Below are 24423 nucleotides of genomic sequence, written 5' to 3'. Positions count from 1 at the left end.
TGAGTTATCTCGGTTGTTTCTTCTTTGAAGAACGGCGCTGGGGAAGCTTGGTTACGCTGGCGTCGGAAGGCCCGCGTGACCGTGCTTGTCGGCCTTCGCGATTAGCTTTCAAGATGGCCGCAGAGGATCTACGGTTGTTCTTCGACTGCCCCGACGAGCGGGGCGGCCGGCCACTGGAATTCGGTAGGTGAGGGGACGCTATGGACACAGCGACGACGAGAGCTGGCCTCACCGACTTGAAGTTCCGTATGGTGCGGGAGTCTTTCGCCGACGCGGTGTCGTGGGTGGCGAAGAACCTGCCGACCAGGCCGGCGGTGCCGGTGCTGTCCGGCGTGCTGTTGACCGGCTCCGACGAGGGCCTGACGATCTCCGGGTTCGACTACGAGGTGTCCGCCGAGGCGCAGGTTGCGGCCGAAATAGCCTCTCCCGGAAGCGTTTTGGTGTCCGGACGGCTGTTGTCGGACATCACCCGGGCGTTGCCGGACAAGCCGGTGGACTTCTATGTGGACGGCAACCGGGTCGCGCTGACCTGCGGAAGTGCCAGGTTTTCGTTGCCGACGATGGCGGTGGAGGATTACCCGACGCTGCCGGTGTTGCCGGAGGACACCGGCACGTTGCCGGCGGACCTGTTCGCCGAGGCGATCGGTCAGGTCGCCATCGCGGCCGGCCGGGACGACACGCTGCCGATGTTGACCGGGATCCGGGTCGAGATCTCGGGCGACAAGGTGGTTTTGGCCGCCACCGACCGGTTCCGTCTCGCGGTTCGCGAGCTGACCTGGACGGCGTTGTCACCGGATGTGGAGGCGGCGGTGCTGGTGCCGGCGCGGACATTGTTCGAGGCCGCCAAGGCCGGCATCGACGGTTCCGAGGTTCGTCTGTCGCTGGGCGCCGGGATGGGGGTCGGGAAGGACGGGCTGCTGGGCATCAGCGGTGACGGCAAACGCAGCACAACCCGCCTGCTGGACGCGGAGTTCCCGAAGTTCCGGCAGCTGTTGCCGGCCGAACACACCGCGGTGGCCACGATCAACGTCGCCGAGCTGACCGAGGCCATCAAGCTGGTCGCGCTGGTCGCGGACCGGGGCGCGCAGGTGCGCATGGAATTCGCCGACGGCATGCTGCGGCTTTCCGCCGGCGCCGACGACGTCGGCCGGGCCGAGGAGGACCTGGCCGTCGATTTCGCCGGGGAGCCGTTGACGATCGCGTTCAACCCGACCTACCTGACCGACGGGCTCGGGTCGGTGCACGCGGAGCGGGTGTCGTTCGGGTTCACCACCCCGGGCAAGCCGGCCCTGCTGCGGCCCGCGCTCGACGACGACAGCCATCCGACGGGCAACGGCCCGTTTTCCGCCCTGCCGACGGACTACGTGTACCTGCTGATGCCCGTGCGGTTGCCCGGCTAGGTGTACGTCCGGCAGTTGGGGCTGCGCGATTTCCGGTCCTGGGCGCAGGCCGATCTCGAATTGGAGCCGGGCCGGACGGTGTTCGTCGGCCCGAATGGGTTCGGCAAGACGAATCTGGTTGAGGCACTGTGGTATTCGAGCACACTGGGCTCGCACCGGGTGGGAACCGACGCGCCGCTGATCCGGGCGGGCCAGCCCCGCGCGGTGATTTCGACGATCGTCGTCAACGAGGGCAGGGAGTGCGCAGTTGATCTGGAGATCGCCGCAGGGCGGGCCAACAAGGCGCGGCTGAACCGTTCACCGGTGCGCAGCACGCGCGAGGTGCTCGGGGTGCTGCGGGCGGTGCTGTTTGCCCCGGAAGACCTGGCTTTGGTCCGCGGCGATCCGGCGGACCGCCGGCGCTACCTCGACGATCTGGCGACGGTGCGCCGGCCGACGGTCGCCGGCGTGCGGGCGGACTACGACAAGGTGCTGCGCCAGCGCACCGCGCTGCTCAAGTCGTTGTCGGGGGCGAGGCATCGGGGCGCCCGGGGCGCCCTGGACACCCTCGACGTGTGGGACAGCCGGCTGGCCGGGCACGGCGCCGAATTGATGGCCGCCCGCATCGACCTGGTGAACCAGCTGGCGCCCGAGGTGGAAAAGGCCTATCAGTTGCTGGCGCCGGGATCCCGGGTGGCCGCGATTGGTTACCGGGCGAGCGTGGATGGCGTGGGGGGCCCCGATCCCGAGTTTCTCGAAGCCGCGTTGCTGGCGGCGTTGTCGGAGCGCCGCGACGCCGAACTGGAGCGCGGGATGTGTCTGGTGGGCCCACACCGCGACGACCTGGAGTTGCGGCTCGGCGATCAACCGGCCAAAGGCTTTGCGAGCCACGGGGAGTCATGGTCGTTCGCGGTGGCGTTGCGGCTGGCGGCGTACGAGTTGTTGCGGGCCGACGGAAGCGAGCCGGTGTTGTTGCTCGACGACGTGTTCGCCGAACTCGACGCGGCCCGCCGCCGGGCGTTGGCTTCGGTGGCCGAAGCGGCGGAGCAGGTATTGGTGACCGCGGCGGTGCTCGAAGATATCCCGGCCGAGTGGGACGCTAGGCGGGTGCACATCGACTTGCGCGACGAGGACTCGGGACGAGTATCGGTGGTGCGGGCATGACCGGCGACGGATCGGACCCTAACCGCGGTGCGCCACCCGGTGGTCCGTCGGGCATCGACCTGGTGCGGCGGACCCTGGAGGAAGCCCGCGCCGCCGCTCGCGCGCAGGGCAAGGACGCCGGCCGCGGGCGCGGCGCGCCTCCCGCCCCGCGTCGTGTCGCGGGACAACGGCGCAGCTGGTCGGGGCCCGGGCCCGACAGCCGGGATCCCCAGCCACTGGGCAGGCTCGCGCGCGATCTGGCGAAAAAGCGAGGCTGGTCCGCCCATGTCGCCGAGGGCACGGTGCTCGGCCACTGGCCGTCGGTGGTCGGGCACCAGATCGCCGACCACGCGAGCCCGACCGCGCTGAACGACGGGGTGCTCAGCGTGGCGGCCGAATCGACCGCGTGGGCGACCCAGCTGCGGATGATCCAGGCACAGATCCTGGCCAAGATCGCCGCGGCGGTCGGCAACGGCGCGGTGACGTCGCTGAAAATCACCGGACCCGCCGCCCCGTCCTGGCGCAAGGGCCCACGGCACATCGCCGGCAGGGGACCCCGCGACACCTACGGATAACGGAACCCGACGGGCCGGTGCAACGTCATAACAGCGACGTCTCAGAGCCGCCAGGACGGAACGCACCCGCATCTCAAACGTCCGGACGCACCGGGAATGAAGAAATCGAGCGCACGGCGCGGCCAGATAGGTAGAAACGCGCCCAGAAAATCGGTGCGGACCACCTCTCACGGTAGAGTGAAGAGGTGCGACTGTTGCGGTGACGGACCGCCCGCATGAAACCCCAAGGAGAGCATTCCGACCGTGGCTGCCCAGAAGAAGAAGGCACAAGACGAATACGGCGCTTCAGCGATCACCGTGCTCGAGGGGCTGGAGGCGGTCCGCAAACGCCCGGGCATGTACATCGGGTCCACCGGTGAGCGGGGACTGCACCACCTGATCTGGGAGGTCGTCGACAACTCGGTGGACGAGGCGATGGCCGGTTACGCCACCCAGGTCGACGTGCGCCTGCTCGACGACGGCAGCGTCGAGGTCACCGACAACGGGCGCGGCATCCCGGTGGCCATGCACGCCACGGGCGCGCCGACCGTCGACGTCGTGATGACGCAACTGCACGCCGGCGGCAAGTTCGGCGGGGAGAACAGCGGCTACAACGTCAGCGGCGGTCTGCACGGGGTCGGTGTGTCGGTGGTCAACGCGCTGTCGACCCGGCTCGAGGTGGAGATCGCCCGCGACGGGCACGAGTGGTCCCAGTACTACGACCACGCGGTGCCGGGCACCCTCAAACAGGGCGAGGCCACCAAGAAGACGGGAACCACCATCAGGTTCTGGGCCGACCCCGACATCTTCGAAACCCTCGAATACGACTTCGAGACGGTGGCGCGCCGGCTGCAGGAAATGGCCTTCCTCAACAAGGGATTGACGATCAATCTCACCGACGAGCGGGTGACCAACGAGGAAGTCGTCGACGACGTGGTCAGCGACACCGCCGATGCGCCCAAATCCGCCGAGGAGAAGGCGGCGGAGTCGACCGCCCCGCACAAGGTCAAGCACCGCACTTTTCATTACCCGGGCGGCTTGGTGGATTTCGTCAAGCACATCAACCGCACCAAGAACCCGATCCAGCAGAGCATCATCGACTTCGAGGGCAAGGGGACCGGCCACGAGGTCGAGATCGCGATGCAGTGGAACGGCGGATACTCGGAGTCGGTGCACACCTTCGCCAACACCATCAACACCCATGAGGGCGGCACCCACGAGGAGGGCTTCCGCAGCGCGCTGACGTCGGTGGTCAACAAGTACGCCAAGGACAAGAAGCTGCTGAAGGACAAGGACCCCAACCTCACCGGCGACGACATCCGCGAGGGCCTGGCGGCGGTGATCTCGGTCAAGGTCAGCGAGCCGCAGTTCGAGGGCCAGACCAAGACGAAGCTGGGCAACACCGAGGTCAAGTCGTTTGTGCAGAAGGTGTGCAACGAGCAACTCACGCACTGGTTCGAGGCCAACCCCTCGGAAGCCAAAACCGTTGTGAACAAGGCGGTCTCGTCGGCACAGGCGCGGATCGCGGCGCGCAAGGCGCGCGAGCTGGTGCGCCGCAAGAGCGCCACCGATCTCGGGGGACTGCCCGGCAAGCTTGCCGACTGCCGCTCCACCGACCCGCGGAAGTCGGAACTGTATGTGGTCGAGGGTGATTCGGCCGGCGGCTCGGCCAAGAGCGGCCGCGACTCGATGTTCCAGGCGATCCTGCCGTTGCGCGGCAAGATCATCAACGTCGAGAAGGCCCGCATCGACCGGGTGCTGAAGAACACCGAAGTCCAGGCGATCATCACCGCGCTGGGAACCGGGATTCACGACGAGTTCGACATCACCAAGTTGCGCTACCACAAGATCGTGCTGATGGCCGACGCCGACGTCGACGGGCAGCACATCTCGACGCTGCTGTTGACGTTGTTGTTCCGGTTCATGCGGCCGCTCATCGAAAACGGGCACGTGTTCCTGGCGCAGCCACCGCTGTACAAGCTGAAGTGGCAGCGGTCCGACCCCGAATTCGCCTACTCCGATCGCGAGCGCGACGGTCTGCTGAAGGCGGGGCTGAAGGCCGGCAAGAAGATCAACAAGGAAGACGGCATCCAGCGCTACAAGGGTCTGGGCGAGATGGACGCCAAAGAATTGTGGGAGACCACGATGGACCCCACCGTGCGGGTGCTGCGCCAGGTCACCCTGGACGACGCGGCGGCCGCCGACGAGTTGTTCTCCATCCTGATGGGCGAGGACGTGGACGCGCGCCGGAGCTTTATCACCCGCAACGCCAAAGATGTTCGCTTCCTGGACGTTTGATAACCCGAGGAACAAATGACTGACACCACGTTGCCGCCGGGCGACGAAGCCGGCGACCGCATCGAACCTGTCGACATCCAGCAGGAGATGCAGCGCAGCTACATCGACTACGCGATGAGCGTGATCGTGGGCCGTGCGCTGCCCGAGGTGCGCGACGGCCTCAAACCGGTTCACCGCCGGGTGCTCTACGCGATGTACGACTCCGGGTTCCGCCCGGACCGCAGCCACGCGAAGTCGGCGCGCTCGGTCGCCGAGACCATGGGCAACTACCATCCGCACGGCGATGCGTCGATCTACGACACGCTGGTGCGCATGGCGCAGCCGTGGTCGCTGCGCTATCCGCTCGTCGACGGGCAGGGCAACTTCGGTTCCCCGGGCAACGATCCGCCGGCCGCGATGCGCTACACCGAAGCGCGATTGACTCCGTTGGCGATGGAGATGCTGCGCGAAATCGACGAGGAGACAGTCGATTTCATTCCAAACTATGACGGCCGGGTGCAGGAGCCGACGGTGCTGCCCAGCCGGTTCCCCAACCTGCTGGCCAACGGCTCCGGCGGCATCGCGGTCGGCATGGCGACCAACATCCCGCCGCATAACCTGCGCGAGCTCGCCGACGCGGTGTTCTGGTGCCTGGACAACCATGAGGCCGACGAGGAGGCGACCCTGGCCGCCGTCATGCAGCGGATCAAGGGCCCCGACTTCCCCACCTCAGGTTTGATCGTCGGCTCGCAGGGCATCGCCGACGCGTACAAGACCGGCCGCGGCTCCATCCGGATGCGCGGCGTGGTGGAAGTCGAAGAAGCCAGGGGCAAAACGTCTTTGGTCATCACCGAGTTGCCGTATCAGGTCAACCACGACAACTTCATCACCTCGATCGCCGAGCAGGTGCGCGACGGGAAACTGGCCGGCATCTCCAACATCGAGGACCAGTCCAGCGACCGGGTCGGCCTGCGCATCGTCATCGAGCTCAAGCGCGACGCCGTCGCCAAGGTGGTGCTCAACAACCTCTACAAGCACACCCAGCTGCAGACCAGCTTCGGCGCCAACATGCTGGCCATCGTCGACGGGGTGCCCCGGACGCTGCGGCTCGATCAGCTGATCCGCCACTACGTCGCTCATCAGCTCGACGTCATCGTGCGGCGCACCACCTACCGGCTGCGCAAGGCCAACGAGCGCGCCCACATCCTGCGCGGTCTGGTCAAGGCGCTCGACGCGCTGGACGAGGTCATCGCGCTGATCCGCGCGTCGGAAACCGTCGACATCGCCCGGGCCGGCCTGATCGAGCTGCTGGACATCGACGAGATCCAGGCCCAGGCCATCCTCGACATGCAGCTGCGGCGCCTGGCCGCCCTGGAACGCCAGCGCATCATCGACGACCTGGCCAAGATCGAGGCCGAGATCGCGGACCTGGAAGACATCCTGGCCAAGCCGGAGCGGCAGCGCACGATCGTGCACGACGAGCTCGGCGAGATCGTCGAAAAGCACGGGGACGACCGTCGCACCCGGATCGTGGCCGCCGACGGCGAGGTCAGCGACGAGGACCTGATCGCTCGCGAGGACGTCGTCGTCACCATCACCGAAACCGGCTACGCCAAGCGCACCAAGACCGACCTGTACCGTAGCCAGAAGCGCGGCGGGAAGGGCGTGCAGGGCGCCGGGCTCAAGCAGGACGACATCGTGCGGCACTTCTTCGTCTGCTCGACGCACGACTGGATCCTGTTCTTCACCACCCAGGGCCGGGTCTATCGGGCCAAGGCCTACGAGCTGCCCGAGGCTTCGCGCACGGCGCGGGGCCAGCACGTGGCCAACCTGCTGGCTTTCCAGCCGGAGGAGCGCATCGCGCAGGTGATCCAGATCCGCGGCTACGAGGACGCCCCGTACCTGGTGCTGGCGACCCGCAACGGGCTGGTGAAGAAGACCAAGCTGACCGATTTCGACTCCAACCGCTCGGGCGGGATCGTGGCGATCAACCTGCGCGACGGCGACGAGCTGGTCGGCGCGGTGCTGTGCTCGTCCGACGAGGACCTGCTGCTGGTGTCGGCCAACGGGCAGTCCATCCGGTTCTCGGCCACCGACGAGGCGCTGCGCCCGATGGGCCGGGCGACCTCCGGCGTGCAGGGCATGCGGTTCAACACCGACGATTACCTGCTGTCGCTGAACGTGGTCCGCGAGGGCACCTACCTGCTGGTCGCGACCTCCGGGGGGTATGCCAAGCGCACCGCGATCGAGGAGTACCCGGTGCAGGGGCGCGGCGGCAAGGGCGTGCTGACCGTCCAGTACGACCGCCGGCGCGGCAGGCTGGTCGGGGCGCTGATCGTCGACGAGGACAGCGAGCTCTATGCCATCACCTCGGGCGGGGGCGTGATCCGCACCGCCGCGCGCCAGGTGCGCAAGGCGGGACGGCAGACCAAGGGCGTTCGGTTGATGAACCTGGGCGAGGGTGACACCCTGTTAGCCATTGCCCGCAACGCCGAAGCGAGCGCCGACGAGGCCGTCGGGGAGATCGACGGTGAGGAGTCGGACGGCTAGCGCGGTAGCGATGCGGGCAAGCGGCGACCCGCCGACGGAAGGGCAACTAGACTCAGCCCGACCGCAGACAAGACAGCCACCGCCCGGGGGGCCTTGGTACACACGTAAGGAGTCGGGGTGACTTCACCAAAGGAGCCGGGCGCCCCCAAAAAGGGCGACAGCCTGAACGGGGACGGTTCGGCCGACCGGGCGGGCGTCCACCGCGCGACGCCCGCGCAGGCCGGCCGCGCCGCGGACGCCGGTGACCCGCCGCCGCGGCAGCGAGCGAGCCGGCCCGCCCAGGCACCCCAGCCACCGCATCGCCCGGCCGAGCCGCCCGCCGAGCCGCGGCCCGCGGGCCCACCCTCGGGGATAGACGCCCGGCTGAACCGTTTCATCTCCGGCACCGCGGCGCCGGGGGCCGGCGCGTCGGGGCATCCGAAGGGCGCGCCGCAGGACTTCGACGCCCCGCCGCCCCGCGGTGACGGCCCGCCCGCCGAGGCCTACGCCAGCGAGTTGCCCGACCTGTCCGGCCCGATGCCGCGCACCGCGCAGCGCAAGCCCGCACCCGACCGCACAACTGAGGCGTCGACCGCGCCGGCGTCGGGCCGCTCGGCGACTGAGGACCGGGAAGGCCGCGAAAGCCGGTTCCAGGTGTCGCGGCGGACCCGCGGCCCGGTCCGGGCGAGCATGCAGATCCGCCGGATCGACCCGTGGAGCACGTTGAAGGTGTCCCTGTTGCTTTCGGTGGCGTTGTTCTTCGTGTGGATGATCGCGGTGGCGTTCCTGTACCTGGTGCTCGGCGGCATGGGTGTGTGGTCGAAGCTGAACAGCAACGTCGGTGACCTGCTGAACAACACCAGCGGCAGCAGCGGCGAGCTGGTCTCCAGCGGCACCATCTTCGGCGGCGCCGTGTTGATCGGCTTGGTCAACATCGTGCTGCTGACCGCGATGGCCACCATCGGTGCATTCGTCTACAACCTGACGACAGATCTGATCGGCGGCATCGAGGTGACCCTGGCTGACCGCGACTAGCGCGGTTCCCGGGTTTTGGGGAAGGGGCGGCGATTGCGGTAATCTCGTCGCTCGGCCGTACAGCGTGCGGGCCTATAGCTCAGGCGGTTAGAGCGCTTCGCTGATAACGAAGAGGTCGGAGGTTCGAGTCCTCCTAGGCCCACAACCATGTGCTCGTCCCGGCGTTACCTACGACTCGCATTGCCGCTGGCGTTGATCGCCGCGGCGGTGGTGGTGCGGTCACGGCGTGGGGTCGAGGTCTGGCACGTGGCCGCAGCCGATGCGCCCGATCACCGGTCGAGTCGTCCAGAGGGGCCTTAGCTCAGTTGGTAGAGCACTGCCTTTGCAAGGCAGGTGTCAGGGGTTCGATTCCCCTAGGCTCCACGTAGCCCCGACCGTCAGCGCTCAGCGGTCAGGTCCTCGCGCCGCTTCTGCCGGTTGATCGCCCCGGCGACAAGCCACACCACCGCCGCCAGTCCCCCGAAGCCCAGCGCCGAGGGCCACCACGGCGGGCCGGATTGCCTGGGCTCGTCGTGCTGCGCGGCCAGCGCCACTAGGAAGCCGCCGTTGTCGGTCGGCCCGGCGCCCGGCAGCGACTGGGTCTTGGTCACCGTGATCTGGGAGCGGCCGCCGGGATCATTGATGTGACCCCAGGCGAGGGTGGAGTCGTCGAGCAGGAAAGTGTCCTGACTGCCCGCGGGCTGGCTGTCGTCGTGGCCCACCAGGGCCACCTGGCCGACCTCCACGACCTGGTTGCCGGACGGCACGTCGGCCAACACGTCCTGGTCGACCTCCGGGGGCGCCGGCGGGTGGTAGTCCGGCGGCGGTGAGCCGGCGCCGCTGTCCGGCGGTATCCAGGCGCCTCCGGTGAAGCTGCCCGACGCCACATAGCTGTCGCCGACCGCGGTGAACGGGAACAGCCCGGCGGTGGCGACGTCGAGCACGATCCGGCCGCCGGCCGGCACGTACGCCTCCTGGCGCCCGCCGTTGTAGGAGAAGCGGAAGGTCATCGCCTGATTGAGCGGGTTGTACAGCGTGGGGCGGTGGTAGGCGTCGTAGTCGATGTAGTCCCAATGCCGCGGACGCACCAGCGACTGGTTGTCGGCCTTGACGACGTCGACGTTGCCGCCGTGGGCGCTGACCACATTTTGGACCTGGCGGTCGAAGTCCACCACCTGCAGCATCTGGTGCGCGGTGCCGGGATTGACCCTCGTCGGGGGCGCGGCCTTGGCGGCGCTGACCGCCGGCGGCGGGGCATCCAGCGGCTTCGGCGGGGCCACCAGCGGGGCGTTGCTCGGCGCGCCGGGGGCGCGCGGGGCGATCTTCGGGGCCTGCACCGGGACGGTGCTCGGGGCCGGGGGACTCGGCGGAATCACCTGCGGGACCTGCACCGGCGGCATGCTCGGCAGCGCGGGCTCCGGCAGCGGTCCCGGGGTCGGTTCCGGCACCCTGCTCGGCGGCGCCTGCGCCGGGCGGGGCGGCGGGTCCTCGTTACACACGCCGGTGTTCGAGGTGTGGTACGCGTTGACCAAAAACTGGCAGTACTGGCAGCGCTGGGGGGTCGCCCCGGCGCCCGCGCACGGAGCTGCGTGCACCGCACCGGGTGTGGCCACTGCCACCGAGAGCGGTGCGAAAGCTATGGCGGCTGCGGCCGCAATCCCGAGCGCTTTCATTTCCTACCGCAACCAGTGTCCCACTTCGGCGGGACCGTACCCCTCAGGGTCGCGGTTGCACGTCGACGCTGGGCGGACGCGGCGACGGCTCCGAGCGCTCACGGCGCGCCGAGCGCCGGGCGATGCTGAAGGCGACGGCGCCGCCGGCCAGGACCACGACGACGGCTCCGGCGATCAGCACGGGGCGCCTGCCGCGGCGGCGTTGGGACCGGCGCGCGTCCTGCAGCGCCTGCGGAAGGTTCGCGACCACCTCCTGCGCGGCGGCCAGCTCTTGGGCGAGAGTCTCCTGCGCCGCACCGATTTCGCGGGCCAGCCGGCCCTCCCGGTACCGCCGGCGCAGCCCCGACGCGGTCGACTGCGCGGAGTGCAACCCCAGCCCGACGACGCCCCGCGTGACGTCCACCGGTCCCAGCGTCGAGTAGGTCAGGCCTCGGGCCAATCGCTCACGGGGGGTCAACCGGTTGTCCGCCTGCGCGCTCATCTGTCGCCTTTCTGTGCCGCTCGTGGAGCCTACAGACTGCCACCAAAACGACGTCCGCGGGCAGACCCACACCCGGTGCGGGCATGCGCGTCGGTGATGGCAGACTGTGACCCCGTGACCAACAGCCCCTTTCAGACCGCTACCGCCACCCTGCACACCAACCGCGGGGACATCAAGATCGCATTGTTCGGGAATCACGCGCCCAAGACCGTCGCCAATTTCGTTGGCCTGGCGCAGGGCACCAAGGAGTACTCGACGCAGAACGCCTCGGGTAGCCCGTCCGGCCCGTTCTACGATGGCGCGGTCTTCCACCGGGTGATCAAGGGATTCATGATCCAGGGCGGCGACCCGACCGGCACCGGCCGCGGCGGCCCCGGCTACAAGTTCGCCGACGAGTTCCACCCCGAGCTGCAATTCGACAAGCCCTACTTGCTGGCGATGGCCAACGCGGGCCCGGGCACCAACGGCTCGCAGTTCTTCATCACCGTCGAGAAGACCCCGCACCTGAACCGGCGCCACACGATCTTCGGCGAGGTGGCCGACCCCGAATCGCGGAAGGTCGTCGACGCGATCGCGACGACGCCCACCGACGGCAACGACCGTCCCACCGATCCGGTGGTCATCGAGTCGATCACCATCTCCTGACCCGAATCGTGGCCGCCCCGGCGGCCACCGGCTAGCTTTCGCGCGACCCGGTGTAGCCGGCCTCGGTGAGCGCGTCGAGCACGTCGAGGGGTTCGGTTCCGAGGTCCCACCGGGAGAACACCACGAGCCCGCCGTCGACCGTTTCGACCTCGAGCAGGCGCATGTTGCGGGCCAGGCGGCGGAACTCGGTGATCCGGATGATCTTGATGTCGGGGCGGCGGAATTGCTGCGTCCGGAACCAGCCGCGGACGACCAGGCCGTCGGTCGTGATTGCCAGTTTCGGCCGCGCCCGCCACGTCGCGCCCGCAAACAAGATCAGGCCCGCCGCGGCAATCCCCGTCATGACGCGGCCCGGCGGGTCTGTGACGATGGTCACACTCGCGGTAGCCATCAATAACCCGGCGAGGCCACAACCAGCGATTCCCGCCGCGCGGGGCTCCCAATGAGTTTGCTGCACCTGCTTTCTACCCCCTCCCACCACTGCCGATGGAGTTATCCACAAGCGCTATCAACAGTGGGGATAAATCACACGCGTGTGATTGGGCGGTCACAACGTTGCTGGCGCAGTAACGGATTGACCCCAAGATGAATTCATTGCGGATTTGATCTTGGTCAGTGCCAGCGCATGGTGAGCAACAAACCGGTGATCATGAAGGCGAACGCGATCGCGTAGTTCCACGGACCCAGTTGCGCCATCCAGTTCAGCGCCGCCGGGGCCTGGCTGCCGACAGCGGCCAATTGAAACACCATCAACCACACCAGGCCGATCAGCATGAGGCCGACGAACAGCGCCACGAACCACACACTCGACGGCCCGACCTTCACCTTCACCGGGGTGCGGCTGACGGCGCTGACGGTGAAGTCGTTCTTCTTGCGGACCTTGGATTTGGGCACGGTTACCTCGGGGGTGTCGCGGCAATTACGCTACGAGACTAACCCACCTGGGCACCTGACCAGGAAACGGAGAGCCCGATGGACGACACGCGCCGCTCGCCGTGGCGCTTCGGCGTGCCGTTGGTGTGCCTGCTCGCCGGGTTGCTGCTGGCCGCCACGCACGGGGTGTCCGGCGGCGCCGAGATCCGCCGCAGCGATGCCCCACGCCTGGTCGACCTGGTCCGGGAGGCGCAGTCGTCGGTGAGTCATCTCAACGCCGAACGCGAGGCGCTGGCCGGCAAGCTCGATTCGATGCACGGCAGGTCTTCGAACGCGGCGTTGGCCGCGATGCTGCGACGGGCCGCCGAGCTGGCCGGCGAGGCGGGGCTGGATCCGGTGCACGGGCCGGGCCTGACGGTGACACTGCAGGACGCCCAGCGCGATGCCAACGGCCGGTTCCCGCGCGACGCGTCCCCCGACGACCTGGTGGTGCACCAGCAGGACATCGAGGCCGTCCTCAACGCGTTGTGGAGCGCCGGCGCCGAGGCGATCCAGATGCAGGACCAGCGGATCATCGGAACCTCGGTGCCGCGCTGCGTCGGGAACACGCTGCTGCTCAACGGCCGCACCTACAGCCCGCCGTACACGATCACCGCGATCGGTAACGCCGCGGCGATGCAGGCCGCGCTGGCCGCCGCCCCCCTGGTGACCCTCTACAAGCAGTACGTGGTCCGATTCGGGCTGGGCTACCGCGAGGAGGTCAGGCCCGACGTGCAGATCGTCGGCCACAGCGAACCGGTCCGGACGCATTTCGCCCGTCCCGCCGGCCCGGTCGGCTACTGAACAGCACTGAGCAGCGCCGGCGCACGCGCCAAACGGTACCCTGACACGATGCGGATCCTGGTTGTCGACAACTACGACAGCTTCGTTTTCAACCTGGTGCAGTACCTCGGGCAGCTCGGCGTCGAGGCGCAGGTGTGGCGCAACGACGACGCGCGATTGTCGGACAAGGCCACAGTGGCGACCCAGTTCGACGGGGTGCTGCTCAGCCCGGGGCCCGGCACCCCGGAACGCGCGGGAGCCTCGGTCGGCCTGGTGCGCGCGTGCGCGGCGGCGCGCACCCCGCTGCTCGGGGTCTGCCTGGGCCACCAGGCCATCGGCGTCGCATTCGGCGCCACCGTGGACCGCGCGCCGGAGCTGTTGCACGGCAAGACCAGCAACGTGTTTCACACCAATGTCGGTGTGCTGCAAGGACTTCCGGACCCGTTCACCGCGACCCGGTACCACTCGCTGACGATCCTGCCGGGGTCGCTGCCGGCGGTGCTGGAGGTCACCGCGCGCACCCGCAGCGGTGTCATCATGGCCGTGCGGCACACCGAGTTGCCCATCCACGGCGTCCAGTTCCACCCCGAGTCCATCCTGACCGAGGGCGGCCACCGGATGCTGGCCAACTGGCTGGCCTACTGCGGATGGGCGCGCGACGACACCCTGATCCGCCGGCTGGAAAACGACGTGCGCGCCGCGGTGCGGCCGCAATTGCCGGCCGATCCCGCTGCTACTGACCGAACTTCAGCGTGATGATCCCGTCCCGGTTGCAGCCGGCGCCGGGCGGCGGGTTCTGATAGACCACCCGGTGGGACTGGGAGCCGCCGGCATCCACGTCGGGTCCCTTGTCCAGCACCCCGGTCCAGCCGAGCGCGCGTAGCCGCGGCTCGGCGTCGGTCCAGAACATGCCGGACACGTCGGGCATCACGAACTGGTTGCCCTTGGACACCTGCAGTTCGATGACCGAATCGACCGGAACCGTCTGGCCCTTGGCCGGATTGGTGCCGACCACCTCCCCGGCCGGCCGGGTGCTGTCGACGGAGGCCTGGCTGAACTTGGTGAAGCCGTAGACGTTGAGGTTCTTCTGCGCGGCGTCCACGGTCTGCCCGGCGACGTCGGGCAGCTGCTTGGTCTCCGGCCCCGAGCCGACGATGATCGTGATCACGTTGGTGATCGCCGAGGTCTGGTTGGCCGGCGGGTTGGTCCCGATGACCTTGCCCATGAGCTCCGGGGTCGACGGCGAGTTCGCCTGCTTGAACTTGCTGAATCCGGCGGCGGTCAACTTCTTGACCGCGTCGCCGTAGTTCAGCGAGGAGACGTCGGGCACCTCGCGTTGTTCGGGACCGGTGGACACGTTGATGGTGATCTCGTCGCCGGCGCTCACCGAGGCGTTGGCCCCGGGGTCGGTGCTGATGACATGGTCGGGCGGGATCGCCGAGTCGGGCTTCTGCAGGGTGCGCGTCTTGAAGCCGCGATTCTGCAGCGCGGCGATCGCGTCGGCGGAGACCTGCCCCCGCATGTCGGGCACCTGGACGTCGCGGGTGCCGCCGCCGAAGGTGTTGAACGCGATGACGACGACGATCGTCAGCACCGCCAGCACGGCGACCGCGACAACCCAGCGGCCGATCGAACCACCCATGCGATCGTCGTCGCCGTCGTCGAGGGGCTGGCGCGGCAGCGGATCGGTGCGCGGACCCGCGAGGCTCGGGCCGGTGGACGCCAGCAGCGAGCTCCGCTCGGCGTCGGTCAGCACCTTGGGCGCCTCCGGCGGCTCGCCGTTGTGCACCCGCACCAGGTCCGCGCGCATCTCAGCGGCGGTCTGATAGCGGTTGTCGGGGTTCTTGGCCAGCGCCTTGAGCACGACCGCGTCCAGATCGGCGGAGATGCCCTCGTGTCGCTTCGACGGCGGGACCGGGTCCTCGCGCACGTGCTGGTAGGCGACCGAGACGGGTGAATCACCGGTGAAAGGCGGTTCGCCGGTGAGGATTTCGTAGAGAACACAGCCCAGCGAGTACACGTCGGACCGCGCGTCGACGGAATCGCCGCGGGCCTGCTCCGGGGACAGGTATTGGGCGGTGCCGATCACCGCGGCGGTCTGGGTGACGCTGTTGCTGTCGGCGATCGCGCGGGCGATGCCGAAGTCCATCACCTTGACCGCGTTGGTCGTGCTGATCATGATGTTCGCCGGCTTGACGTCGCGGTGGATGATCCCGTTCTGGTGACTGAAGTTCAGCGCCTGGCAGGCGTCGGCGATGATCTCGATGGCGCGCCGCGGCGGGAGCGGGCCGTCGGTGTGCACGATGTCGCGCAGGGTGACCCCGTCGACGTACTCCATGACGATGTAGGGCAGCGGGCCCGCCGCCGTCTCGGCCTCGCCGGTGTCGTAGACCGCGACGATGGACGGGTGGTTCAGCGCGGCGGCGTTTTGGGCCTCGCGCCGGAAGCGCAGGTAAAAGCTGGGGTCGCGGGCCAGGTCGGCGCGCAGCACCTTCACCGCGACGTCGCGGTGCAAACGAACGTCGCGGGCCAGGTGAACCTCGGACATTCCCCCGAAACCGAGGATGTCACCCAGTTCGTAGCGGTCGGACAGGTGCTGCGGGGTGGTCATTGCGGTGTCTCGTGTTGGGCCGGCGACGTGCTGGGCGCTACGGGGATTGCCCAGCCGAGTTCGGGCGGCCTGCTCCGAAGTCCAGAATTACCTACCGCCGCGGGATCCGTCCAATTGAGCCGCAGGCCGGGCGCCGAACCGCTGGGGGTCCTGGTCGCCGGCGGGGTCCCGGTGTCGGTGACGGTCGGGGCGGGTGTCTGCTGCTGCTCGTTCTCGGCTCGCGAATTGATGACGATGAGCACCGCGATGATGATCGCCAGCGCGCCGAGCACCCCGGCGGCCCACAGCAGCGCGCGCTGGCCCGACGAGAAGGTGCGCCGGGCCGGGGGCGGCCGGTGGCCGCCCGTCGACGGCCGGGATCGGCGGGGCGCGGCGGCCCGGCTGACGGTCGCGGCCCGGGTCGTCGCGCCGGACGAGATGGCGACGGGTGCGGCCCGACCGGGGGGCGGTGTCTGACTCGGCCGCGGCGGCCGGCGGCCGGCCCGCACCGCGGCGACGGCGTCGGCGAACGGTCCCCCGCTGCGGTAGCGCATCTGGGGGTTCTTGACGAGGGTGATCTCGATGAGCTCGCGCACGTTGGGCGGAAGCTCGGCCGGAAGCGGCGGCGGGGGCTCCTTGATGTGTTTCATCGCGACCGTCAGGGCGCCGTCCCCGGTGAACGGCCGCTTGCCCGAAACCACTTCGTAGCCAACAACTCCCAGCGAGTAGACGTCGCTGGCCGGGGTCGCGTCGTGGCCCAGGGCCTGCTCGGGCGCGATGTATTGCGCGGTGCCCATCACCATGCCGGTCTGCGTCACCGGGGCCGCGTCGACGGCCTTGGCGATGCCGAAGTCGGTGATCTTCACCTGCCCGGTCGGGGTGATCAGGATGTTGCCCGGTTTGACGTCGCGGTGGACCAGGCCGGCGGCGTGGGCGACCTGAAGCGCGCGGCCCGTCTGCTCGAGCATGTCCAGCGCGTGCCGCAGCGACAGCCGGCCGGTGCGCTTGAGCACCGAGTTCAGCGGTTCGCCATTGACCAGCTCCATCACCAGGTAGGCGGTGCGGCCCTCGCCGTCCATCTGGCTTTCGCCGTAGTCGTGCACGCTGGCGATCCCGGGATGGTTGAGCATCGCGGTGGTGCGCGCCTCGGCGCGGAACCGCTCGATGAACTCGGGGTCCTGGGAGAACTCGGCCTTGAGCACCTTGACCGCGACGCGCCGGCCCAGCCGGCTATCGACCGCCTCCCAAACCTGGCCCATGCCGCCGGTGGCGATCAGGCGCTGCAGGCGGTACCTGCCAGACAGCGTCACCCCAACTCGCGGGCTCATGGTCCTCCCTGCAGCGCGGCCTCGATGACGGCCCGCCCGATCGGTGCCGCGAGTGCACCGCCGGTCGCGGACATGCGGTCGGCGCCGTTCTCCACTAGCACCGCCACGGCCACCTTGGGTGACTGCGCGGGCGCAAAGGCGATGTACCACGCGTGCGGCGGAGTATTCCGCGGGTCGGTGCCATGCTCTGCGGTACCAGTCTTGGATGCGATCTGCACGCCGGGAATGGCCCCTTTCTGTTGTGCGACCTTCTCGGCGCCGACCATCAGCTCTGTTAGCTTAGCGGCGACCTGCGGCGACACGGCGCGGCGCTGCTGATAGGGCGCGGTGGTGCTGATGTTGGACAGGTCCGGGCCCTTGAGGCTGTCGACCAGGTAGGGCTGCATCATCACCCCGTTGTTCGCGATGGTCGCCGCGATCTGCGCGTTCTGCAGCGGCGTCAGCGCGACGTCCTTCTGCCCGATGCTCGACATTCCCAGCGCGGCGGCGTCCGCCATGATCCCGATCGTCGACTCCGCGACCTGAAGCGGAATGACGCTGGGCGTGCTGTCCAGGCCGAACGAGCGCGCCATGCTGCGCAATGCATCGCCGCCGGTCAGCAGGCCCAACTGGACGAACGCGGTGTTGCACGACAGGGCGAACGCCTCGCTGAGTGGCACGGTCGACCCGTTGCCGTTGCCGCACCGCGCGCCGCCGTAGTTTTCCAGCATGGCGGTGCTGTCGGGCAGCGGGATCGTGGGCGCCGCCGTCAGCTGCTGGGTGTCGCTGGCCCCGGCCTGCAGGGCCGCGGCGGTGGTGATCACCTTGAACGTGGAACCGGGCGGGTAGGTCTCGGAGATCGCCCGGTTGGTCAGCGGGTTGTCGGGGTCGTCGCGAAGCCGCTGCCAGGCCTTCGCCTGCACGTCGGGGTCATGGGACGCCAGCAGGTTGGGGTCATACGACGGCGCCGACACCATCGCCAAAATCTTGCCGGTGGAGGGCTCCAGGGCGACGACGGCGCCCTTGCACGGCGGCCCGCCGCAGCCTTGCTGCATCGCGTCCCAGCCGGCCTGCTGGACGCGGGCGTTGATGGTGGTGTCGACGTTGCCGCCGCGCGGATCGCGGCCGGTGAAGAAGTCGGCCAGCCGCCGCCCGAACAGCCGCTCGTCGGACCCGTTGAGCAGGGCGTCCTCGGCGCGCTCCAGGCCGGAGCTGGAATAGCGCAGCGAGTAGAAGCCGGTGATGGGTGCATACGAGGCCGGGTTGGGATACACCCGCAGGAAGCGGTAGTGGCTGTCGGTGGCCACCGAATAGGCCAGCAGCTGGCCGCCCGCGATGATCTGGCCGCGCTGACGTGAGTACTCGTCGAGCAGGACTCGCTGGTTGCGCGGATCGGTGCGCAGCCCGTCGGCCGCGAAGACCTGCGTCATCGTGGCGTTGAGCAGCAGCAGCACGATCAACGCCATCACGGTCACCGAGATCCGGCGTAGGGAGGCGTTCATACCCGCTCGATCACCTCGGTGCCGGCCGCCGCGATGGACGCCTTGTTGCGTGCGCGGGTGCGCAGCGGGCGGCGGGCGCTGTGCGAGATGCGCGCCAGGATGGCCAGCAGCACGTAGTTCGCCAGCAGTGACGAGCCGCCGTAGGACATCCACGGGGTGGTCAAGCCGGTCAGCGGGATGAGCTGGGTCACCCCGCCGACGACGATGAACAGCTGGATCGCCAGCGTCGACGCCAGGCCCGCGGCCAACAGTTTGCCGAAGCTCTCACGCGTCGCGATCGCCGTCCGCAGGCCGCGGACGATGACGATCGTGTAGAGCATCAAAAGGGCCGCCAGACCCACTAATCCAAGTTCCTCGCCGAAGGCGGCGATGATGAAGTCGGTCGACGCCGCCGGGACGGTGTCGGGTTGGCCGTTGCCCAGGCCGGTGCCGAAGATGCCGCCGGTGGCAAAGCTGAACAACGACTGCACGATCTGATAGCCGTGGCCGTCGGGGTCGGCGAAGGGATCCCACCACGTCTGCACACGAACCCGGACGTGTTCGAAAATGAAATACGCCACAACGCTTCCCACCGCGAACAGCACCAGGCCGATGACGACCCAGCTGAAACGCTGCGTGGCAAGGTAGACCACCACCAGGAACGACGCGTAGAGCAGCAGCGAAGTGCCGAGGTCCTTTTCGAACACCATCACGCCGATGGAGATCACCCAGGCCGCCAGCAGCGGCGCGAGATCCCGTGCGCGCGGCAGGTTCATGCCCATGAAATGCGTGCCGACGCTGGTGAACAGCCCGCGCTTGGCGATCAGCACCGCGGAGAAGAAGATCAGCAGCAGGATCTTGGAAAACTCAGCGGGCTGAATTGAGAAGCCCGGGAAGCGAATCCAGATCTTGGCGCCGTTCTCCTCGGACAGCCACGACGGCAGCAGCGCGGGAATCGCCAGGAAAACCAGACCGGTGAATCCGCAGATGTAGCCGTAGCGCGCAAGCTGGCGGTGGTCCTTGAGGAAGGTGACGACGAGCGCGAACGCGGCCACCCCCACCAGGGTCCACAGCATCTGCTGGGTCGCGCTGGGGTGACGGCGACCGCTCAACTCGTTGTTGACGATGTCGAGGCGGTGGATCATCACCAGGCCAAGTCCGTTGAGCAGCGCCACTATTGGCAACAGCAGCGGGTCGGTGTAGGGCGCGAAGCGACGGACGGCCAGGTGCGCGCCGCCGAACACGCCCAGGAAGACCAGGCCGTAACCGGTCAGGTCCCAGCGCAGGCCGCGTTGCTGGTTGGCCTCGACGATGAGCAGCGCGGCGACGGTGATCACCGCGGCGAAGCACAACAGCAGCAGTTCGGCGTTGCGCCGGGTGGGCAGCGGCGGGGTGACGGCGACCGGCGGCTGGACCTGAGTGGTCATGCGACCGCCCGGCAGTCGATGCCCGGCTGCGGTGGGGGTGGCGGCAGTACGGTGACCGTCTGCGAAGTGGTCGGGGGCGACGTGGTCGCGGGCGCTGCCGGCGGGGTGTTCGCGGGGGCGCTGGTGGGGGTCGGGCTGCTGGCTGAGGGGCCGATGGTCGTGGTGGGTGTGGCGCTTGGGGCTGTGGTCCCGCTGGTGGCCGGGGCGCCCGGCGGAGAGGTGGCGCGGGGCGGCGGGCAGGGCGGCAGCAGGGAGTTGGCCGACAGTTCCCGCAACTGCCCGATGGCGTCGTCCAGGGTGCCGCCCGGCAGCCCCGCCTGAACCTGTGCGCGTTCGGCCGGACGCAGGTCCTGCAGTCGCATCAACCGGCAGTCCAGGTGCCCCCCGGTCTGGCTGTAGCCGATCAGCGACAGCTCGTTGCGCGCGTTGAGACAGCCCACCAGATAGGGCTCGTGCAGCGACATGCCCAGGATCGACCCTTGCACTCCCCGCACGATCGACACCATGCCGTTGTTACCGGCGACGTAGTAGTTGCTCCGGATGACGGTCCGCACGATGGCCAGGCCCGCGAGTATCAGCAACACGATCAGCGTCACGAAGATGAACATCCGGCGCCGCGGCCATCGCGGTCGTTTTGCCGTCTCTTCTTGCGGCGCAACGCGTTTCGCCGCCTCTTTGCGAGGGCTGATCGCCGAAGCGCGCCCGGCCGAAGTGTTGGGCAGGGTCAGTTGATCTTCCTCGCCGGACACCGCACCGGCGAGAATCGGTTGGGTCTGGCCGTAGTCGTAGTCGACGACGTCGGCGACCACCACGGTCACATTGTCGGGCCCGCCGCCGCGCAACGCCAATTCGATTAGGCGGTAGGCACTTTCGGCGACGTCGGGGATCTGCAGGGCCTCCAAGATGGTTTCGTCGCTGACCGGATCGGACAGCCCGTCGGAGCAGAGCAGGTAGCGGTCCCCGGCTCTTGCCTCTCGCATGGTCAACGTCGGCTCGACCTCGTGACCGGTCAGGGCCCGCATGATCAGCGATCGCTGCGGGTGGCTGTGCGCCTCTTCCCGCGTGATCCGCCCCTCGTCGACCAGGGTTTGGACAAACGTGTCGTCCTTGGTGATCTGCGTCAGCTCGCCGTCGCGCAGCAGGTAGCCGCGTGAGTCCCCGATGTGCACCAGCCCAATCCTGTTGCCGTCGAACAGGATTGCGGTAAGCGTGGTGCCCATCCCCTCGAGCTCGGGTTCCATCTCGACCTGCGCCGCGATGGCCGAGTTGCCGGCGCGCACCGCCGCGTCGAGCTTGGCCAGCAGGTCGCCGCCCGGCTCGTCGTCGTCGAGATGGGCCAGCGCGGCGATCACCAGTTGGGATGCCACCTCGCCGGCGGCGTGGCCGCCCATGCCGTCGGCCAGGGCCAACAGTCGCGCGCCCGCGTAGACCGAGTCTTCGTTGTTGGCGCGTACCAGGCCGCGATCGCTGCGGGCCGCATATCGCAGGACCAGGGTCACGGGCGCAACTCGATTGCCGTTTTGCCGATCCGAACCGGCGTTCCTATTGGGACTCGTACCGCAGTCGTCACCTTCGCCCTGTCAAGGTAAGTGCCGTTGGTCGATCCTAGATCCTCGACGTACCATTCCGAGCCGCGCTGCGAGAGCCGGGCGTGCCGTGTCGAAGCGTAGTCGTCGGTCAGCACCAGGGTCGAGTCGTCAGCGCGTCCGATCAGCACCGGCTGCCCGCTCAGCGTGATGCGCGCGCCCGCCAGTGAACCTTCGGTCACCACCAGATAGCGGGCGGCGTGGCGGCGCTGCCGCGAGGGCAACAGCGAGCCCCGCAAGGCCAGGCCGCGACGCACCATGACAGCACCGGTCGGCGCGTAAATGTCAGTCCGCAAGATCCGCAGCACGGACCAGATGAATACCCACAACAACATTAAAAATCCGGCACGCGTCAGTTGCAGTACTAGTCCCTGCATCTGGCGTCCTTTCCGTCCTGGCGTCGCACCCCTCGCATCGGTGACGCCTAGCACATCGGCAACGTCACGATACTTGGGCGGTGGTCGGCGCGGGGCGAAGCACGGCAGCTTTGAGCCCGCTGCGTTCAGTGGATGCGAACGATGATCTCCGAGTGGCCCAAACGGATCACGTCGCCGTCAGCCAATTGCCACTCCTGCACCGGCGAGTTGTTGACGGTAGTGCCGTTGGTGGAGTTGAGGTCGATCAGCAGCGCGACCTGTCCGTCCCAGCGGATTTCGAGGTGACGGCGCGACACACCGGTGTCGGGCAACCGGAACTGGGCGTCTTGTCCGCGGCCGATGATGTTGGAGCCCTCGCGAAGCTGGTAGGTCCGGCCGCTGCCGTCGTCGAGCTGCAGGGTGACCGACGTGCCGCCGGCCCCGTAACCGCCCGGGGCGTAACCCCCGTAGCCGCCGGCGGACGGCTGGCCGTAGTCGGCGGGCTGGCCGTAGTCCGCCGACTGGCCGTAGTCATAGTCGCGGGGGGCGGGTTCGGCGTATCCGCCGGCTGGTGGGGCGTAGCCCCCGGCCGGGATGTTTTCGGCGTACTGCGTGTAGTCGCCTTGACCGTAATCCTGTTGGCCGTAATCCTGTTGGCCGTATCCCGGGCCACCTTGCTGGTAGCCCTGGTCGTAGCCGCCGCCCTGGTCGGGGTAAGGCGCCCGCGGTGGTTCCGGGGCGGCGGGCGGCGCGTAACCGCCCTCTTCCGGGCGAGCCGGCCCGCGGCCGTAGTCGCCGTACCCGCCGTAGCCGGGTTGGGCGCCGCCGGGCTGACCTCCGCCGGGCTGACCCCCGCCCGGCGGGGCGTAGCCACCGCCCTGGCGGTAGCCCTGGTCGTAGCCGGGGCCGCCGTAACCGCCGGGCGCCGGGGGGCGCTGCTCATACGGCGGTGGATAGCCGGGCTGCCCCTGGTCCGGATAGCCGGGCTGGCCCTGCTCGGGGTAGCCCCGACCCTGGTCCTGGTAGCCGCGCTGGTCCTGATAACCGCCGTGTTCGGGGTATCCACCGCGCTGGTCCTGGTAACCGCCCTGCTCGGGGTACCCGCCGCGCTGGTCCTGGTAGCCGCCCTGCTCGGGGTAGCCGCCCTGCTCGGGCGGGCGAGGCGGTGGGTAGCCGCCTTGCGGTAGGTAGCCGCCCTGCGGTGGGTAGCCGCCACCCTGCTCCGGCGGATATCCGCCTCGCGCGTCGGCTCCGCCCTGCGGGTCCTGGCCGCCCTGCGGGTCGTCTTGGGGACGCGCGTAACGCTCGTCGTAATACTCGTCGCCGGGCCGCCCCTGCCCCTGACCGCCGCGGTAGCTCGAATTGTCAGTCATTGGTGGTACTCCTGGTTCTGCGCTGAACGCCTGGTTTGATTGTGGCCGGGCGGCATCGTTGTGCGTAGGGCGGGGCTCGATATCGGGGTTGACAGCACCGCGGGCGCGGAACTGGCCGGTGTGCAGGTTCGGCGACTGCTCGAACCGAACCACCACCTCACCATACGTTTGCCACCCCTGTTCATAGATATAGTCAGCCAAGTACCTAGCGAAAACGCTCGGCGTGAGATTGGGATCCCCGCTCACCTTCTCGAAGTCGTGCATACCGAGGGTAATGATGTATTCGTTGGGGGCCAAAAAACGATTTCCCTGAAGCGGCCGGACGGCGTCTTCGGCTTCGCGGCGCAATAGGGCCTCGACCTCTTGCGGGACTATCTGTCCCCCGAACATGCGGGCAAACGCATCACCGACGGTCGCCTCGAGTTTGCGCTCGATCCGCTGAACCAGCCCTTTGTGGCTACCCATGAATCAGCGCTCGCCCGCAGCTGTGTTGGTGTATCGGCCGCGCAAGGCAAACGACTCGCCCGCGTGTCGCATCACTTGTGCATGGTATCGAGATACCCTCATGCGGCGGCACCATGAGAATCCTGAGAATCGCGACGAGGCAGGTCAGCCGGTGCGCGCACCCTGCCGGGCAGGGCTGGGGCAGAAGGCTATTAGAGTGGTATGGTCCATCGGTTGTTCCCCGGGCGAGTGGCGGAATGGCAGACGCGCTGGCTTCAGGTGCCAGTGTCCTTCGGGACGTGGGGGTTCAAGTCCCCCTTCGCCCACCAAAAAACCACGGGTCAGGTATTGGCCGCGTCAACATCCCATCAATACCTCATAGATGATGCGATATTTCTGGTGCATTCGCTTGGGCGCCAGACGATTTCGGCCGCGCTGCCGGATCCTTCAGGGATTCAACATCCACCGA

The 24423-nt window shown here is 68.4% G+C and carries 20 protein-coding genes and 3 tRNA genes; 12 read left to right on the top strand and 11 right to left on the bottom strand.

Annotated elements, in window-relative coordinates:
* Positions 1–200 precede the first annotated feature (200 nt).
* The 8 genes from dnaN (at position 201) to AC5Y6X_RS16390 (ending at position 9280) form a co-directional block, all read left to right on the top strand.
* Positions 201–1400, top strand: coding sequence for a DNA polymerase III subunit beta (gene dnaN, locus AC5Y6X_RS16425; protein WP_499987545.1), 1200 nt, complete (start codon positions 201–203; stop codon positions 1398–1400).
* Positions 1401–2543 (top strand): DNA replication/repair protein RecF, encoded by a 1143-nt coding sequence (recF, locus tag AC5Y6X_RS16420; protein ID WP_499987543.1) that lies wholly within the window; start codon positions 1401–1403, stop codon positions 2541–2543.
* Positions 2540–3097, top strand: a complete 558-nt coding sequence (locus AC5Y6X_RS16415) for a DUF721 family protein (protein WP_324675782.1) — start codon at positions 2540–2542, stop codon at positions 3095–3097. The genes recF and AC5Y6X_RS16415 overlap by 4 nt, the downstream gene beginning before the upstream one ends.
* 243 nt (positions 3098–3340) lie before the next feature.
* Complete coding sequence (gene gyrB / locus AC5Y6X_RS16410) at positions 3341–5374, top strand: DNA topoisomerase (ATP-hydrolyzing) subunit B (protein ID WP_324675780.1); 2034 nt, start codon at positions 3341–3343, stop codon at positions 5372–5374.
* A 15-nt stretch (positions 5375–5389) separates the two neighbouring features.
* A complete protein-coding gene (gene gyrA, locus AC5Y6X_RS16405; RefSeq protein WP_324675779.1) occupies positions 5390–7903 on the top strand; it encodes a DNA gyrase subunit A in 2514 nt (837 codons plus the stop codon).
* Positions 7904–8020: 117 nt separating this feature from the next.
* Complete coding sequence (locus AC5Y6X_RS16400; RefSeq protein WP_324675777.1) at positions 8021–8917, top strand: DUF3566 domain-containing protein; 897 nt, start codon at positions 8021–8023, stop codon at positions 8915–8917.
* A gap of 68 nt (positions 8918–8985) precedes the next feature.
* Positions 8986–9059 (top strand) — tRNA-Ile (locus tag AC5Y6X_RS16395).
* Between the two features lie 148 nt (positions 9060–9207).
* Positions 9208–9280: transfer RNA gene (locus AC5Y6X_RS16390), tRNA-Ala, on the top strand.
* Between the two features lie 14 nt (positions 9281–9294).
* On the opposite strand, the gene AC5Y6X_RS16385 is transcribed toward AC5Y6X_RS16390, so the two are convergent.
* Together AC5Y6X_RS16385 and cwsA are read right to left on the bottom strand one after the other, a co-directional pair.
* Positions 9295–10569, bottom strand: coding sequence for a hypothetical protein (locus AC5Y6X_RS16385; protein ID WP_420715840.1), 1275 nt, complete (start codon positions 10567–10569; stop codon positions 9295–9297).
* Between the two features lie 43 nt (positions 10570–10612).
* A complete protein-coding gene (cwsA, locus tag AC5Y6X_RS16380) occupies positions 10613–11050 on the bottom strand; it encodes a cell wall synthesis protein CwsA (protein ID WP_324675773.1) in 438 nt (145 codons plus the stop codon).
* A gap of 96 nt (positions 11051–11146) precedes the next feature.
* Here cwsA and AC5Y6X_RS16375 point away from each other — a divergent pair, with 96 nt between their 5' ends.
* Positions 11147–11695, top strand: a complete 549-nt coding sequence (locus tag AC5Y6X_RS16375) for a peptidylprolyl isomerase (protein ID WP_324675771.1) — start codon at positions 11147–11149, stop codon at positions 11693–11695.
* Positions 11696–11726: 31 nt separating this feature from the next.
* On the opposite strand, the gene AC5Y6X_RS16370 is transcribed toward AC5Y6X_RS16375, so the two are convergent.
* Positions 11727–12152, bottom strand: coding sequence for a PH domain-containing protein (locus tag AC5Y6X_RS16370; RefSeq protein WP_324675769.1), 426 nt, complete (start codon positions 12150–12152; stop codon positions 11727–11729).
* Between the two features lie 155 nt (positions 12153–12307).
* Positions 12308–12589, bottom strand: a complete 282-nt coding sequence (gene crgA / locus AC5Y6X_RS16365; protein ID WP_067756253.1) for a cell division protein CrgA — start codon at positions 12587–12589, stop codon at positions 12308–12310.
* A gap of 78 nt (positions 12590–12667) precedes the next feature.
* Here crgA and AC5Y6X_RS16360 point away from each other — a divergent pair, with 78 nt between their 5' ends.
* The gene (locus tag AC5Y6X_RS16360; RefSeq protein ID WP_324675766.1) at positions 12668–13411 is read left to right on the top strand and encodes a DUF881 domain-containing protein; all 744 of its coding nucleotides are present in this window, start codon (positions 12668–12670) and stop codon (positions 13409–13411) included.
* 48 nt (positions 13412–13459) lie between these two features.
* Positions 13460–14146, top strand: coding sequence for an aminodeoxychorismate/anthranilate synthase component II (locus AC5Y6X_RS16355; RefSeq protein ID WP_324675764.1), 687 nt, complete (start codon positions 13460–13462; stop codon positions 14144–14146).
* On the opposite strand, the gene pknB is transcribed toward AC5Y6X_RS16355, so the two are convergent.
* From pknB to AC5Y6X_RS16320, 7 genes are all read right to left on the bottom strand, one after another.
* On the bottom strand, positions 14124–16001 hold the full coding sequence (pknB, locus tag AC5Y6X_RS16350; RefSeq protein ID WP_324675762.1) for a Stk1 family PASTA domain-containing Ser/Thr kinase: 1878 nt from the start codon (positions 15999–16001) through the stop codon (positions 14124–14126). The two genes, AC5Y6X_RS16355 and pknB, sit on opposite strands and share 23 nt — an antisense overlap.
* On the bottom strand, positions 15998–17308 hold the full coding sequence (locus AC5Y6X_RS16345; RefSeq protein ID WP_324675760.1) for a serine/threonine-protein kinase: 1311 nt from the start codon (positions 17306–17308) through the stop codon (positions 15998–16000). Before AC5Y6X_RS16345 ends, pknB begins: the two co-directional genes overlap by 4 nt.
* Positions 17305–18789, bottom strand: a complete 1485-nt coding sequence (pbpA, locus tag AC5Y6X_RS16340) for a D,D-transpeptidase PbpA (RefSeq protein ID WP_324675758.1) — start codon at positions 18787–18789, stop codon at positions 17305–17307. The genes AC5Y6X_RS16345 and pbpA overlap by 4 nt, the downstream gene beginning before the upstream one ends.
* On the bottom strand, positions 18786–20195 hold the full coding sequence (locus AC5Y6X_RS16335; protein ID WP_324675756.1) for an FtsW/RodA/SpoVE family cell cycle protein: 1410 nt from the start codon (positions 20193–20195) through the stop codon (positions 18786–18788). Before AC5Y6X_RS16335 ends, pbpA begins: the two co-directional genes overlap by 4 nt.
* A complete protein-coding gene (locus tag AC5Y6X_RS16330) occupies positions 20192–21694 on the bottom strand; it encodes a PP2C family protein-serine/threonine phosphatase (protein ID WP_324675754.1) in 1503 nt (500 codons plus the stop codon). The genes AC5Y6X_RS16335 and AC5Y6X_RS16330 overlap by 4 nt, the downstream gene beginning before the upstream one ends.
* Positions 21691–22158: an FHA domain-containing protein FhaB/FipA gene (locus AC5Y6X_RS16325; protein ID WP_324675752.1), complete on the bottom strand. Its 468-nt coding sequence runs from the start codon at positions 22156–22158 to the stop codon at positions 21691–21693. The genes AC5Y6X_RS16330 and AC5Y6X_RS16325 overlap by 4 nt, the downstream gene beginning before the upstream one ends.
* 125 nt (positions 22159–22283) lie before the next feature.
* Positions 22284–23975, bottom strand: coding sequence for an FhaA domain-containing protein (locus AC5Y6X_RS16320; RefSeq protein WP_324675750.1), 1692 nt, complete (start codon positions 23973–23975; stop codon positions 22284–22286).
* A gap of 222 nt (positions 23976–24197) precedes the next feature.
* Here AC5Y6X_RS16320 and AC5Y6X_RS16315 point away from each other — a divergent pair.
* A tRNA-Leu gene (locus tag AC5Y6X_RS16315) sits at positions 24198–24283 on the top strand.
* Positions 24284–24423: the final 140 nt, after the last annotated feature.

It is taken from the genome of Mycobacterium sp. NGS26 (assembly GCF_059813025.1).
Note: the sequence above shows the minus strand (reverse complement) of the source record. Positions and strands in the feature narration are given on the sequence as shown.

Excerpts from the sequence above, each read along its gene's own strand:
- AC5Y6X_RS16355 (WP_324675764.1), top strand. The coding sequence starts at position 13,460 with ATGCGGATCCTGGTTGTCGACAACTACGACAGCTTCGTTTTCAACCTG.
- AC5Y6X_RS16320 (WP_324675750.1), bottom strand. The coding sequence starts at position 23,975 with ATGGGTAGCCACAAAGGGCTGGTTCAGCGGATCGAGCGCAAACTCGAG.
- AC5Y6X_RS16360 (WP_324675766.1), top strand. The coding sequence starts at position 12,668 with ATGGACGACACGCGCCGCTCGCCGTGGCGCTTCGGCGTGCCGTTGGTG.
- AC5Y6X_RS16415 (WP_324675782.1), top strand. The coding sequence starts at position 2,540 with ATGACCGGCGACGGATCGGACCCTAACCGCGGTGCGCCACCCGGTGGT.
- AC5Y6X_RS16345 (WP_324675760.1), bottom strand. The coding sequence starts at position 17,308 with ATGAGCCCGCGAGTTGGGGTGACGCTGTCTGGCAGGTACCGCCTGCAG.
- pknB (WP_324675762.1), bottom strand. The coding sequence starts at position 16,001 with ATGACCACCCCGCAGCACCTGTCCGACCGCTACGAACTGGGTGACATC.
- pbpA (WP_324675758.1), bottom strand. The coding sequence starts at position 18,789 with ATGAACGCCTCCCTACGCCGGATCTCGGTGACCGTGATGGCGTTGATC.
- dnaN (WP_499987545.1), top strand. The coding sequence starts at position 201 with ATGGACACAGCGACGACGAGAGCTGGCCTCACCGACTTGAAGTTCCGT.
- AC5Y6X_RS16325 (WP_324675752.1), bottom strand. The coding sequence starts at position 22,158 with ATGCAGGGACTAGTACTGCAACTGACGCGTGCCGGATTTTTAATGTTG.
- AC5Y6X_RS16335 (WP_324675756.1), bottom strand. The coding sequence starts at position 20,195 with ATGACCACTCAGGTCCAGCCGCCGGTCGCCGTCACCCCGCCGCTGCCC.
- AC5Y6X_RS16375 (WP_324675771.1), top strand. The coding sequence starts at position 11,147 with ATGGCAGACTGTGACCCCGTGACCAACAGCCCCTTTCAGACCGCTACC.
- gyrA (WP_324675779.1), top strand. The coding sequence starts at position 5,390 with ATGACTGACACCACGTTGCCGCCGGGCGACGAAGCCGGCGACCGCATC.
- AC5Y6X_RS16385 (WP_420715840.1), bottom strand. The coding sequence starts at position 10,569 with ATGAAAGCGCTCGGGATTGCGGCCGCAGCCGCCATAGCTTTCGCACCG.
- cwsA (WP_324675773.1), bottom strand. The coding sequence starts at position 11,050 with ATGAGCGCGCAGGCGGACAACCGGTTGACCCCCCGTGAGCGATTGGCC.